The 14620-nt window shown below is 67.9% G+C and carries 6 protein-coding genes; all 6 read right to left on the minus strand.

The features are described from left to right. Nucleotides 1-306: 306 nt before the first annotated feature. The 6 genes from KZC52_RS16325 to rpsL all read right to left on the minus strand — a co-directional run bounded on the left by KZC52_RS16325 (nt 307) and on the right by rpsL (nt 14451). Nucleotides 307-519, minus strand: a complete 213-nt coding sequence (locus KZC52_RS16325) for a hypothetical protein (RefSeq protein WP_247625182.1) — start codon at nt 517-519, stop codon at nt 307-309. 46 nt (nt 520-565) lie between these two features. Beyond that, complete coding sequence (locus tag KZC52_RS16330) at nt 566-9757, minus strand: DUF11 domain-containing protein (RefSeq protein ID WP_247625183.1); 9192 nt, start codon at nt 9755-9757, stop codon at nt 566-568. A 311-nt stretch (nt 9758-10068) separates the two neighbouring features. Further along, complete coding sequence (gene tuf, locus KZC52_RS16335) at nt 10069-11259, minus strand: elongation factor Tu (protein ID WP_042538710.1); 1191 nt, start codon at nt 11257-11259, stop codon at nt 10069-10071. A 147-nt stretch (nt 11260-11406) separates the two neighbouring features. Next, the gene (fusA, locus tag KZC52_RS16340) at nt 11407-13521 is read right to left on the minus strand and encodes an elongation factor G (RefSeq protein ID WP_282185368.1); all 2115 of its coding nucleotides are present in this window, start codon (nt 13519-13521) and stop codon (nt 11407-11409) included. Nucleotides 13522-13606: 85 nt separating this feature from the next. Then, nucleotides 13607-14077 (minus strand): 30S ribosomal protein S7, encoded by a 471-nt coding sequence (gene rpsG / locus KZC52_RS16345; RefSeq protein ID WP_017201608.1) that lies wholly within the window; start codon nt 14075-14077, stop codon nt 13607-13609. A gap of 5 nt (nt 14078-14082) precedes the next feature. Then, nucleotides 14083-14451: a 30S ribosomal protein S12 gene (gene rpsL / locus KZC52_RS16350; protein WP_017201609.1), complete on the minus strand. Its 369-nt coding sequence runs from the start codon at nt 14449-14451 to the stop codon at nt 14083-14085. Between the last annotated feature and the right edge of the window lie 169 nt (nt 14452-14620).

A 14620-nucleotide genomic window follows, 5' to 3' on the forward strand; every position in this document is an offset into this window, starting at 1 on the left:
GGGACGCCGAGATCCTCGATCGAGGGCACGGCGATGACGCCGCCGTGCAGGCGGGGTGACGAAGGCGCGCAGCGAGTGCGCACGTCGCAAGATGATCCCCAAGATCGCATTCCCCAGTTGAACGCGGACGAGCCGCGTGCTTCAGGAGTCCGGACCCCTCCGGGCTCCCCGACCGCCCTATCCCCAGTGCGGTCCGCTCCAGTCTACGCATCCGCGGGTCTCCGCGCGAGCATCCGCCGGAATATCGCAGCGCACGACGGAGGGCGGCGACCTCCTTCCGGAGATCACCGCCCTCGGAGCGATCGACTACTGGTTGCCGACCTGCTTGTCGGCCGCGTCGCGGATCTCGTCGATCTTCTCGGACGCACCCGGAGCGATCTTCTTGGCGAAGTCGGCGACGCCGTCGAGGACCTTGTCGCTGATGTCCTCGGCCTGTTCGCTCTTCACGGCCTCGGCGATCTTGTCCTTGTTCTGCTCGACGAAGTCCTTGCCCTTGTTGACGGCGTCCTCGATACCCATGTGCGTCCCCTACTGGTCATGTGCTCCGGATCGGTTCCGGGCACCCTCATTCTGCATGCACGGACGCGCCGGCGGAAGAGCGTCGACGCGCGGCGACGAACAGTCCTCCCGACACCATCATCAGCAGGGCGACCGCGAGCAGACCCCAGGCCATCTCGGCACCGGTCGTGGCGAGCGGATCCGCCGCGGCGACATCGACCGTCGCCTCGTCGGTCAGCACGGCGTCCTCGGTCTGCGCGCTGGGCGAGGTGACCGTGACGACGTTGGTGACCGACGGGTACGCGGCTTCGCCGACGTTCACGCGCAGCGCGAGGGTGATCTCCTCGTCGACCGCGAGGCCGTCCTCGAGCGTCCAGGTCACGACCTGGCCGTCGACCTGCACTCCCTCGTCGGGAGATCCGGCGAACGAGAGCCCGGCGGGCAGCACGTCCGTCACGGTGATCGGCCCCGGGTCGGCGGTGGGACCGTCGTTGCGCACGACGATCTCGTACGACCCGGCCTTGCCGACCTGGAACTCCCCGACCGCGGTCTTGCTCACGACCAGCGCGGCCATCGGCGGCACCGTGACGACGTCCGACGCGCGGTTGTCGTCGGGGGTGCGGTCGGGGTGCTCCTCCGTGATCTCGGCGGCGGAGACATCCGCCACGTTCACGACCTCGGAGTAGGCCGCGACGAGCACGCGGGTGCTCACACCCAGGACGGATGCCGTCTCGCCCGGCGCGAGGGGCAGCGCGTAGCGCGCGACCACACGCGTCCCGGCCGTCGCGTCGTCCGCATCGACCGGTTCGATGCTCTCGATCGACCAGTCGGTGCCGACCTCGTCGCCTGCGACCGTCGTGACCTCGAGCCCGGCGGGCACGACGTCGGTCACGACGACATCCGTCGCCTCGGACGGACCGGCGTTGCGGACCTCGAGAGCGAACGCGAGCTCGTCGCCGATGCGCACGGCGGCTGCGTCGTGGGTCTTCGTGATCGAGAGATCCACCTCGCGAGCGACTGTGAGATCGGCCGAGTCACCGTCGTTCTCGGGGTTCGAGTCCGGGGTGCCCGACGACACGGATGCCGTATTGGTGAGCACCGTACCGTGCGCGACCGACGGGTCGACGGCGGCCTCGAACTCGATCGAGGGCGCAGCGGCGCCGTTCACGAGGCCCGCGTCCGCCGGCAGCATCGTGAAGGTCACGGTCTGCGGATCGGCGTCGTCGGGCTGCGCGGACCACGCCTCGACGGCGTCACCGGTCAGACCGGTGAAACGGATGCCGGAGGGCAGCGCGTCCGTGACCGTGATCGGCCCGACCGCATCGCTCGGTCCGGCGTTCTCGACCTCGATCCGGTAGCGCACGCTCTCCCCCGCGACCGCGGAGGTGATCTCGGCGCCCTCGGCGTCGACCGCCGTCTTGACGAGGCCGAGGTCGGCATCCGTGGAGACGTCAATCGCGGCGTCGTCGCTGTCGGAGTGCGGCGAGGTGCTGCGGCTGTCGGTCCACGACAGGTTCGCCGTGTTCGTCAGCTCGGTGCCGGTGGGCACGTTCGACTCGATGAGGGCGACGACCGTGATCGTGCTCTCCCCCAGCGGGTGTCCGCGACGGATGCAGCTCTGGGCGTCCTCGTCGCACGTCCAGCCCTCGCCCGCGATCGAGACGGGGGCGAGGCCGGCCGGCAGCACGTCGGTGAGGAAGGCGTCCGCGACGGACGGCCCCTCGTTGTCGACCGTGATGGTGTACTCGACCTCGGTGCCGGCGATCCACGGACCGTCGGCGACGTCCTTCTGCACCGTCATCTCGGCGAGGGTGACGATGTCGATCTCGGCCTCGCCGTGGTTGTTCGCGGGGTCGAAGTCGTCGGGCCCCGTCACGTCGGCCTCGTTCACCAGGGTCTGCGGGCGAACGTCTGCGGCCACGTCGGCGGTGACGACGATCTCGATGGTCGATCCGACCTCGAGGGTCTGCTCCTCGGTCAGCGCCGTCCACGAGATCGCGCGGCCGTTCTCCGACACCGTGGGGCTGGCGGCGTCTGCCTCGGCTCCCGCGATCGAGATTGTCGACGAGCTGTACGTGAGACCTGCCGGGAGCTGATCGCTGATCGTGATCGGCGCGCTCGAGAAGCTCGGCCCCTGGTTCGTCACCGTCAGCAGGAATCGCGTCTGCGTGCCCGCGGTCACCTCCGGGGTCTCTCCCTCGGCGACGGCGACGCCCTCGGCATCCATCGCCTGCTTGAGGATCGCGAGATCCGCGACGCGGTCGGAGTCCGTCGTGTCGCCGTCGCGCGGCTCGTTGGTGGCGTTGGTCGCCGATGCGGTCGCCCAGTTCTCGACGACCGAACCGGGCGCGAGCGCGGCGTCGACGTCGTAGGTCACGACGAACGCGCGGGTGTTGTCCCCCGCGGCCGCCGGCACGGTGCCGTCGACGGTGAACGTGTCGTGGGTGTCGGGGCCCGCGATTCGGGTCCAGGTGCCCGTCACGTCCTCGACGGATGCGAAGGCGAGCATGCTCGGCACCTCGTCCTCGACGCTGACGTCGCGGGCATCCGCCGGTCCGTTGTTCGTCACGACGACGCGGTAGCTCACCGTCTCACCGGCGACCACGACGGGCAGCGGCCCGCCGAACTGCGCGGCGTCCTTCCAGACTCCCTGGTCGTTCACGACGCGCGTCTTGGTGATGGCGAGGGTCGTCGCATCCCCCGGAGAGACGGTGACATCGTCGGAGTTGTTGGTGGTGGTCGGATCGGTGGTCGCCCCCGCGGTGACGGTCGCCTCGTTGACGATGTCGCCGTCGTCGGGCGTCCACGATGCGAGCACGGTACCGGTCAGCGAGAGATCCTGCGCGGGACCGACCGCGAGCTGGGTGCCCGTGAACGTCCAGGTGATCGTGTCACCGGCGGTGGCGGGCCAGCCGTCGGATGCCGAGGCGGTCCACGCCGTCAGCCCCGCCGACGGGTCGGCCACGCCGGTGATCCCCTCCGGGATGGTGTCGGTCACGGTGATCTTGTCGTCCGCCGTCGACGCCGACACCGAGGGGCCGTTGTTGCGCACCGCGATGCTCCACGTGATCGAGCGTCCGGCGGTCACCTCGGCGGTGTTCACCGTCTTCTCGATCGCGAGATCGGCAGCGCTCGAGATGGGCTTCGTGGCCGTGGCCGCGTTGTCCTTCGCGATGTCGGCCGGCAGCTCGTACGTGCGGCCGGTGACGCTCGCGGTGTTCTCGGCGGTCCCGGTGGCCGGGGCCTGGATCGTGACGTTCGCGACCAGGACGATCCGGTCGGAACCGTCGGCCTTCAGGGCCGTGCCGGTCGTACCGACGACGAACGGGTCGGCTGCCGTGCCCGCACCCGAGAGCGAGAGCGCGGTGCCCGTGGTGTCGGCGGCGCCGCTGTAGTACCGCGCGGTGAAGGCACCGGTGGTCACGCCGTCGGGGAGGACGGCCTCATCGGTCACGCGGAACGGACCGTTCGCGGCATCCGGTCCCTGGTTGGTGACCGTGATGCGCCACTGCGGCTGCGTGTACCCGCCGCGCACCGAATCGCCGGCCGTCCAGGCGCCCTGGGCGTCGCCGCCGATCGCCTGCTTGACGATCTTCAGGTCGGCACGGGCGATCTGCGCGTTCGCCTGCGCGTTCGTGTCGACGTACAGGCCGTTCGCGTTACGGGTGACGCCCGTCCGATCGGTGGCGGAACCCGTGAGGGTGTTCGTGTGGTTGGTCGCGAGTCCCGCTCCCGCCGTGGTCACGGCATCCGCGAGCGGCTTCGAGGAGAAGGTCACGACGACCGTGCGCTGGGCATCGGTCGCCCCGGCGGCGGTTCCCGGAAGGAACGCCGCACCGGTCTCCGAACCCAGCACCCAGGTGAGCACCTGGCGACCGTTCGCCGTCGTGATCGTGGGCGCGTCGAGGGCGATCGCCGCCTGACCCGCCACCGAGATGCGCGGCGCCACCGAGTCGTCGAAGCGCCAGTCCGTCGGAAGGGTGTCGGTGAGGGTGACGGTCTGGGCGGAGCCCGCACCGACGTTTCGGGCCTGGAGGGTCCAGGAGAACGCCTCGCCAATGAAGGCCTGGGCACCCGGCGTGGTGACGCTCTTCTGCAGCTGGATGCTCGGGAAGAGCGGGCTGATCGCCGCGCTGCCCGTCGTGTTGGTGGTGGGGATGGCTGCCCCACCCGGGCGGGTCGAGCCCGGACGGTAGACCCAGCCATCGGACGACGCCGACGAATACTGCGTGACGCGAACCGTGTTGTTGAGGGCGATCGCGCGCAGCGACTCCGAGGAGACGAAGCTGCCCTCGTAGACGAGGTCGCGCACGTTGGCACCGCTCGCGTTCGAGAGCGGACCGGCGAGGGTCCAGGTGATCACGCCGCCGCGGCCGTCGCGGATCGCGTCCTCATCGGAGAACACGGCCTCGTCGAACACGCTCTGCTTCGTGTCGATGCGCACTCCCGCGTCGACCGTGTCGGTGACGACGATCCCGTGAGCAGGCGCCGTGCCTGCACCGGTGGCGTTCGTCACGCGCACGCGATAGGTGAAGGATTCGTCGGGGTTCCCCGTCTTGCTCGCCGCATAGGTCGAGTCCGCGGCGCCCGTCGTCTTGACGGCCTTCGCGATCGTGACGCTGGGGTGGAGCAGAGTCACGGTGGCCGTCGACGTCGGCGTCTTGCGGTCCCCCGGTGCGGTGGATCCGTTGACCGAGCTCCAGGCGAAGGTGCCCGTGTTGCTCGGCGCCGCGGCCGTCACGGCGTTCGTGATACGCGCCTCGAACGTGACGGTGATCGTGCGGTTCGCCGACCACGCGAGGATGTCGTCGGGACCGACGCTCCAGGTGAGCGTCCGCCCGTTCAGCGACGGGGCGCCGATCACGGGCGTGTTGGGAGCGCCCGCCCAGTTCGCCGTCTCAGTGTGCGTGCCGCCCGAGAGGTACTCGACTCCGACCGGCAGGGTGTCGGACAGCACGACGTCGTAGAAGTTCGTGCTGGCCGGCAGTGTGGTGGTCAGGGTGTAGGTGACGACGTCGCCGACCGGTGCGGAGCCCGGCTCGACGGTCTTGAGGATGGATGCTTCGGGCATGCGCACCGTCGCGGAGCTGATCGCCGCGACCGTGCCGCGACGGTCCGACGTGTCGGTGTCATCGCCCACCGCGAGCGGGAGCGTGTATCCCTTGAGCTCGGCACGGTTGGTGAACGTCGACCCGCCGCCGGCCTGGGTCTCGACCGTCCCGGTGTAGGTGAGCGTGGGCGCACCGGTCGGGCCGGTTCCGTTGATCACCGGGATGGTCCACTCGATGAGCGTTCCCGGACCGGTGCCCGGCTGGATCACGTTGCCCGTGCCGATCGCGCAGTCACCGATGATGCGCGGATCACCGGACGTGGCGGAGAGGGTGCTCGGCGTGATCTCGGTCGGCACGCAGTCGAGCACGACGGCGTCGTAGAACGAGACGCGGTTCGCGCCGTTCTCCGCTCGCAACGTGTAGGTCACCGTGCCGTCGGCGGCGACCGTCGCGGACGATGCCGTCTTCGTGAGCCGCGGGGCGGGCTCGATGAACTGCACCTGGGCGTTCGCGGTGCGGGTGAGGCGCGCGTTCGTGTTCGTGCTGTTCGGGTCGCCGAAGGTCAGTGTGGCCGTGTTCGTCAGCTGCGTGCCGTTGGCGATCTGCGGCTGGCTCGCGTTGGCCGTGTTGGCGTCGCGGTCCTTCACCCACACCGAGATCTGCACGCGGAACGTCTGCGCTTCGTCCGTGCCGTTCGTGTACGTGCTCGGGAAGGTGAGCACGCCGCGCGCGGCGCCCGAGGTCTCGGCGGTCCGGAAGCCGTCGGCCTCGTCGGCCGTCTCGATCTCTTCTCCCGTCGGACCGAAGAACTTCGCACTCCCCGCCACGTACTGGTACGTGACCGCCGCGCCGCCGGTGCTGAGCGCGCCGTTGTCGGAGAGCACGGCATTGCGGATGGAAGTGCGGGCCGGGATGCTCATCGAGTACTCGAAGGTCGCGTACTCCCCCTGCACGATCTGCGACGCGGAGTTGCGCGCCGAGGTGCCGAGATCCGTCTGACCGAACGGCGTCCCGGTCGTCGGGCCGACCTCGGTCGACAGGAGCTTCTTGGCGACGGTCACGTCGGGCAGGTGCACCTCGGCGGTGTCGACCGTGTCGACATCGGATGCCGCGACCTCACCGGCCTGCGGGGTGCGGTTCGTGAGCTGCTGGCCACCGGCATCCGCCTGCGGCACGACCGTGGTCTTCGTCGACGGCGTGTTCTCGATCGCGTAGCTGACGATGCCGGCCGTGTTGACGTAGCTCTGCGTGAGCTGTGCGGCGGCGCCGCCGTTCGTCGCGCCGGCGGGAACCGTGAGGGTGTAGCCGAGCGAGAGGCCGCGGACGACCTCGGGCGCGGCGTTCTCACCCGTGGTCGCGGGGGTGCTGCCGGGAACCGAGGCGCCGACCGTCCAGACGATCACCGAGCGCCCGCTGTACGCAGGCGTCAGAGCGATCCCGTTCGGCAGCTCTCCATCGTCGTAGGCGACCGCGGTGACGTCATCCGCTGTCGTGTACGGCGACGCGGGTGCGATCGCCCCGCCGTCATAGGTCGCGGCGGTGAAATCGGCGACGTCCGCCTTCTTCACCCCTGCCGGGAGAACGTCCCACACGACGTAGTCGGTGGTCGAGTTCTGGGGGGAGGTGACGTCGATCCGGTACTCGACCTTGTCGTTCTGCACGACCTGGTTCGTCTCGGTGCGCGCGCCGAAGGTCGTACCGTTCGGGGTCGCGGTGCCGTTGACCGCGGCGATGCCCTTGGTGAGCGTCGAACCCCAGTCGAGGTCGATGCCCGCGTCGTCGCGGCGGAAGGAGATCTCGCCGTTGACGTTCACCTGCTGGTACTTCGCCTGGTTCTTCGGGCTGTCGACCTCTTCGCGGGATGCGGACTGCGCCTGCACCTCACCGCGGATGTAGATGGTCACCGTGCTGCCCGCGGGCATGAAGCGGTGGTCGCTGCCCCCGCGGTTGCGAGAGCCGAACTCCCAGGTGAGCGACGACTCGGTCGTCACCGGGTTCGGGATGAAGTCGGTGGGGAATCCGGACGAGCCGTAGGCGACCGGGGTCGTCGTCGATGCACCCGCCGGGAAGCCCGTGTAGGCGTAGCGGACCTCCTGCAGCGCGACGCCCTCGGGGAGGTAGTCGACGAGCTCGGGGTTACGGATATCGATCCCCTTCGCGAACGGGATCTCGATGCGGTACCAGACCGAGTCGCCGGGCGAGAACGGCTGGACGGCATCCTTCACCCAGGCCTCGGGGTCGGTGGTGAGATCGCTGCCGCGCTCGAGAACCGTCTTCGTGAGTCCGGTGAAGCCCGAGGTGATGATCGCGGCGGAGTCGTCGGAGACCAGGCGGGCGCCGCCGACGCGCGCGCTCAGCGCCGGGTCGTTCGCGATCGCGGCGATCGGGTCGGTCTGCGCCGTGACGGTGACGCGGTTGACGAAGCTGTCGCCCGAGCTCGTGCCGCCGCTGGCGCCGCTGTAGTTGGGGCGCTGCATGACCGAGTAGCGGCCGGTCATCGTCTCGCCCGCGACGAGGTCGTCGGCGGAGAAGACGACCGTGAACGTGCCGTCGGTGCGGTCGTAGTCGATCGAGACGACCGTCAGGTCGTCGGAGAGCACGGCGCCGCTCGCGGTGGTCGGGTAGTTGCACGCCTCGCCGGGGACCTCGGAGTTCCAGCGCTCGGACGTGACCGTCGCGCCGTCGATCATGAGGGTCGCGGCCGCCTCCCCCGCAGGGAGCGCGGGGCAGAGACCGTTCGGGATGACGTCGGTGAGAATGATGTCGCTCGCATCGACGTACTCGCTGACGTCGACCTGCATGGAGTAGACCGCCACCGATCCCGTCGAGAACAGTCCGCTCGAGTCGACGCTCTTGAGCACGCGCACGTCGACCGCCTCGATGATCTCGTCATCGTCATCGGAGCTGGAGCGCAGCGACTCGTCGCCGCCGAAGACCGGCCCCTGGTAGGTGCCGACGACCGACGCGACGTTACGGAACGTCTGCGCGGTGGCCGGCGCATCCGTGGCACCGTGGCGGGTGGAGGCGCCGGTGTTGTTGTCGAGGTTCGCCGCCTGTGCGCCGCTCTCGGCAGATGGGGCCGTGCCCGCCGCCCACTGCGCGTTGGCGAACAGCGGGACGACAGCGCGGTACTGGAGGGTACGGGTCTCGTCGGCCGCGAGGTCGCCGAGCAGCCACGTGACCTTGGTGTAGACGCCGGCGCCGGAGAGTCCGAGAGCCAGCGCCTGGGCCTCGGTGAGCGACACCGTCTCGACGGTCTCACCGTCGATCGCGCCACCGGCGAGACGAGGCGCGGTCGGGTACTCGGCACCCGGTGCCGAGTTGTCGACGGTGGTGCCGTCACCCAGGTATTCGATTCCGGCCGGGAGGTAATCGGTCACGGTCGCGCCGAGGGTCGCCTCGCGCCTCGTGTTCTGCACGGTCACGGTGTAGACGGTGGGCTCGCCGTGCGCGCCGCGCAGACGCTCGTCCTCGGCGCTGGGCTCGGATTTGGTGACGCGGAGCGCCTTGACCGGCACGTCGTCATCGGCAAAGCCCGTACCCGACGTGTGGTCGGCCGTGCGGGAGACGCTGGTCGAGCCATCGAAGGTGGGCAGACGCGCGGGGTCGTCGCTGGTGAACGCTCGGATCGAGAAGTCGATGCGGCTGCCGACCGGGTAGGCGTCGGATGCCGGGGCGATCGTGATCGTGGAGGGAACGGTCGCACCCTGCGGAAGGTCGTTGACGTTCGACCAGACCCAGACCTGCTGACCGGCGGGGACCGCGCACAACTGCGGCTGAGCGGAGCCCGTGGGGGCGGCCACGAGGCCGAGGTCGGTGCAACTCGGGAGATCGGTGGTGGCCGTGCGCGTGCGGTTGGGCAGCACCTGACCCTCGGTGAAGATCGTCGGGGCACCGAACTCGCCGCCCGAGACGAACGAGACGGATGCCGGGACCATCGCCATGAGGCTGAGGTTGAACTGGCGTCCGCCCGAGGTGTTCGAGACGGCGACGTCGAAGCCGACGTTCTCCTCGGCGAGGACGAAGTCCTTTCCGGCGCCCGAGGGATCCACGCTCTCGACCGAGACGCTGGGCGTCCAGCTGTTGGCCGATGCCATCTGAGCCGAAATACCGGCGACGAACGCCCCGGCGATCACGGAGACGATGGCGGTGATCGCCGTCAGCTTCCGGGCGTGCTGCTGCTTCTGCGGACGCGCGTTCGAACGCATGGTGATACTCCCCTTTATCCCGCGCGCCACTCCCCGGCGCGCAGGCTCTCCCCGATACAGGCAGGCGCACGCAGATCAGCGGCTCAGGGAAGCTTCGGGTTTCCCTGGCCGCTGCAGCGCCGGTTCGACCTAGGGCTCGAACACATGCCTGCTTCGCCATGCTTTCGCATAGCGGTATCACCATATCCAACACTTCGTGTTTTATTCAACTGGATAGGGGAACGAGTTTGGGATACCGGATTCTCGGGTGTCCGGGCAACACAAAAGGGGCCGGACCCGAAGGTCCGACCCCTTGTGCAGGAAGCAGATGCTTACTTGATGATCTTCGTGACCGTACCAGCGCCGACGGTACGTCCACCCTCACGGATGGCGAAGCCGAGGCCCTCTTCCATGGCGATCGGCTGGATCAGCTCGACCGTCACGTCGGTGGTGTCGCCGGGCATGACCATCTCGGTGCCCTCGGGCAGCGTGATGACGCCGGTGACGTCGGTGGTGCGGAAGTAGAACTGCGGGCGGTAGTTCGTGTAGAACGGGTTGTGACGGCCACCCTCGTCCTTCGACAGGATGTACGCGGTGCCCGCGAAGTCGGTGTGCGGCGTGACCGAACCCGGCTTCACGATGACCTGGCCGCGCTCGACGTCCTCACGCTTCGTACCACGGAGCAGAAGACCGCAGTTCTCGCCGGCCCATGCCTCGTCGAGCTGCTTGTGGAACATCTCGATACCCGTGACCGTGGTCTTGACGGTCGGACGCAGTCCGACGATCTCGACCTCGGAGTTGATGGCCAGGGTGCCACGCTCGGCGCGACCCGTGACGACGGTTCCACGACCGGTGATCGTGAAGACGTCCTCGACGGGCATCAGGAACGGCTTGTCCTTGTCGCGCACCGGGTCGGGCACGTTCTCGTCGACGGCCTCCATGAGGTCGAGGATCGACTGGACCCACTTCTCGTCGCCCTCGAGGGCCTTGAGAGCGGAGACGCGGACGACAGGAGCGTCCTCGGCGAAGCCCTGCGAGGCGAGCAGCTCGGAGACCTCGAGCTCGACGAGCTCCAGGATCTCCTCGTCGTCGACCATGTCGGACTTGTTCAGCGCGACGAGCAGGTACGGAACGCCGACCTGCTTGGCGAGCAGAACGTGCTCACGCGTCTGAGCCATCGGGCCGTCGGTGGCGGCGACCACGAGGATCGCGCCGTCCATCTGAGCCGCACCGGTGATCATGTTCTTGACGTAGTCGGCGTGGCCGGGGGCGTCAACGTGCGCGTAGTGGCGCTTCGGGGTCTCGTACTCGATGTGCGAGATGTTGATGGTGATACCACGCTGGCGCTCTTCCGGCGCCGAGTCGATGGAAGCGAAGTCGCGCTGCACGTTGGTGTCAGACGGGAACTTGTCAGCAAGCACCTTCGAGATCGCTGCGGAGAGCGTGGTCTTGCCGTGGTCAACGTGACCGATGGTTCCGATGTTGACGTGCGGCTTGGTCCGCTCGAACTTGGCCTTAGCCACTGGGTCCTCCTCAGGACGTCGTGTAGAGGGTGCCGGGCACTGGATTGCGACCGGTTCTCTACGGGTGTGAATCTCAGTTTAGTAGAGAGGGAATGTGAAGTTGTAGGGGACCTGGGAGCCGGGCCGGAACCCGGCTCCCAGAAGTTGTTACTCGCCCGCGGTCTTCTGGACGATCTCGTCGGCCACGTTGCGGGGAACCTCAGCGTAGCTGTGGAACTCCATCGAGTAGACCGCGCGACCCGAGGTCTTCGAGCGCAGGTCGCCGATGTAACCGAACATCTCGGACAGCGGCACCTGGGCACGGACGACCTTGACGCCGGCGGCGTCCTCCATCGACTGGATCTGGCCACGACGCGAGTTCAGGTCACCGATGACATCGCCCATGTACTCCTCGGGAGTACGGACCTCGACGGCCATCAGCGGCTCGAGGAGAGCCGGGCTGGCGCGGCGAGCCGCTTCCTTGAAGCCCATGGAGCCGGCGATCTTGAACGCCATCTCCGAGGAGTCGACGTCGTGCGCGGCACCATCGACGATGGTCGCCTTGACGCCGACCATCGGGTAGCCCGCGAGGACTCCGACGTTCATGGCGTCCTGGAAACCGGCGTCGATCGAGCCGATGTACTCGCGCGGGATGCGTCCACCGGTGACGGCGTTGACGAACTCGTAGGTGTTCTCGGAGTCCAGGTCCATCGGCTCGATGGTGAACTGGATCTTCGCGAACTGACCCGAACCACCGGTCTGCTTCTTGTGCGTGTAGTCGTGCTTCTCGACGGCCTTGCGGATCGTCTCGCGGTACGCGACCTGGGGCTTTCCGACGTTGGCCTCGACGTTGAACTCGCGCTTCATGCGATCGACGAGGATGTCGAGGTGCAGTTCGCCCATTCCCTTGATGGTCGTCTGACCGGTCTCGGGGTTGAGCTCGGTGCGGAAGGTCGGGTCCTCTTCAGCAAGCTTCTGGATGGCGACACCCAGCTTCTCCTGGTCGGCCTTGGTCTTCGGCTCGATGGCGACCTCGATCACGGGCTCCGGGAACGTCATCGACTCGAGGACGACCGGGGAGGCCGGGTCGGTCAGGGTGTCACCGGTGGTGGTGTCCTTCAGACCGATGACGGCGTAGATGTTGCCCGCGGTGACCGAGGGGACCGGGATCTCCTTGTTGGCGTGCATCTGGAAGATCTTTCCGATGCGCTCCTTCTTGCCCTTGGTCGAGTTGATGACCGCAGAGCCCGACTCGAGCGAACCCGAGTAGACGCGCACGTAGGTCAGACGACCGAAGAACGGGTGCACCGCGACCTTGAACGCCAGCGCGGCGAACGGGTCGTTGGCGTCGGGGTGACGCTCGATGATCTTCTCGGGGTCCTTGGGGTCGTGCGCCTCGATCGAGCCCACGTCGAGCGGGTTCGGGAGGAAGTCGACGACCGCGTCCAGCATCGGCTGCACGCCGCGGTTCTTGAACGCCGAGCCGCAGAGCACCGGGTAGATCTCCGAGGCGACCGTCATCTTGCGAATGGCGCCCTTGATCTCGGCGACCGTGAGCTCCTCGCCACCGAAGAACTTCTCGAGGAGTGCGTCGTCGCTCTCGGCGACGGTCTCGAGCAGCTGCTGGCGGTAGGAGTCGGCCTTCTCCTTGAGGTCGGCCGGGATCTCCTGGATCTCGTAGGAGGCGCCCATGGTCACATCACCCTTGGCGTCACCCGCCCACACCAGTGCGCGCATCTCGATGAGGTCGACGACACCGATGAAGTCGCTCTCCGCGCCGATGGGCAGCTGGATGACCAGCGGCTTGGCGCCGAGGCGGTTGATGATCGTGTCGACAGTGAAGTAGAAGTCGGCGCCGAGCTTGTCCATCTTGTTGACGAAGCAGATGCGCGGGACGTTGTACTTGTCGGCCTGACGCCACACGGTCTCGGACTGGGGCTCGACGCCCTCCTTGCCGTCGAAGACGGCGACGGCACCGTCGAGGACGCGGAGCGAGCGCTCCACCTCGACCGTGAAGTCCACGTGACCGGGGGTGTCGATGATGTTGATCTGGTTCTTGTTCCAGTAGCAGGTCACGGCGGCAGACGTGATCGTGATGCCGCGCTCCTTCTCCTGTTCCATCCAGTCGGTGGTCGAAGCACCGTCGTGGGTCTCGCCCAGCTTGTGGTTGACACCCGTGTAGAACAGGATGCGCTCAGTCGTGGTGGTCTTGCCAGCATCGATGTGCGCCATGATGCCGATGTTGCGGACCTTGCTCAGGTCGGTGAGCACGTCTTGTGCCACGGGAGTGTCCTTATCTTTTCTGGCAGTCGTACTGCGAAGAGGGGGTGCCCGCCCCCGACGGATGGCCGGGGGCGGGCGGAGCTGTTTACCAGCGGTAGTGAGCGAACGCGCGGTTCGACTCGGCCATCTTGTGGGTGTCTTCGCGGCGCTTGACCGCGGCACCCAGGCCGTTCGAGGCGTCGAGGATCTCGTTCTGGAGACGCTCGGTCATCGTCTTCTCACGACGACCCTTGGCGTAGCTGACGAGCCAGCGCAGCGCGAGGGTGTTCGCGCGGTGCGGCTTGACCTCGACCGGCACCTGGTAGGTCGAGCCACCGACGCGGCGGCTGCGGACCTCGAGGGTGGGGCGGACGTTGTCGAGCGCCTTCTTGAGCGTGGCGACGGCATCCTGACCGTTCTTCGCCTCGACGCCGCGGAGGGCGCCGTAGACGATCGACTCGGCCAGCGACTTCTTGCCGTCGACGAGGATCTTGTTCACCAGCGAGGTGACGATCGGAGCGCCGTAGACCGGGTCGTTGACGACGGGGCGCTTGGGGGCGGGACCCTTACGAGGCATCTAACTCAACCCTTCTTCGCGCCGTAGCGGGAACGAGCCTGCTTACGGTTCTTGACGGCCTGGGTGTCCAGGGCGCCACGGACGATCTTGTAACGCACACCGGGGAGGTCCTTGACACGACCGCCACGGACGAGCACCAGCGAGTGCTCCTGGAGGTTGTGGCCCTCACCGGGGATGTACGCGGTGACCTCGGTGCCGTTGCGGAGCTTCACACGGGCGACCTTGCGCATCGCCGAGTTCGGCTTCTTCGGGGTGGTGGTGTAGACGCGGGTGCAGACCCCGGCCTGCTGCGGGTTCGACTTGAGCGCCGGCGCCTTGGTCTTGGTGACCTTGGGCGAGCGACCCTTGCGAACCAACTGCTGAATGGTTGGCACGTTCTCTCCTCATAATGCTGCACGGTGACAGCGTGATGGGTTTCACATCATGACCCACCGGCACGTCCGAACGGACGCGCTTTTGGTGTGGTGGGTATGCCGTGGGGGCAGACCGGCCATGGGGCCGGCGCCCAGCGCGCACGTCGAGACGTGCACACACCTGACCAAG

It is taken from the genome of Microbacterium galbinum (genome assembly GCF_023091225.1).
Classification (GTDB): Bacteria; Actinomycetota; Actinomycetes; order Actinomycetales; family Microbacteriaceae; genus Microbacterium; species Microbacterium galbinum.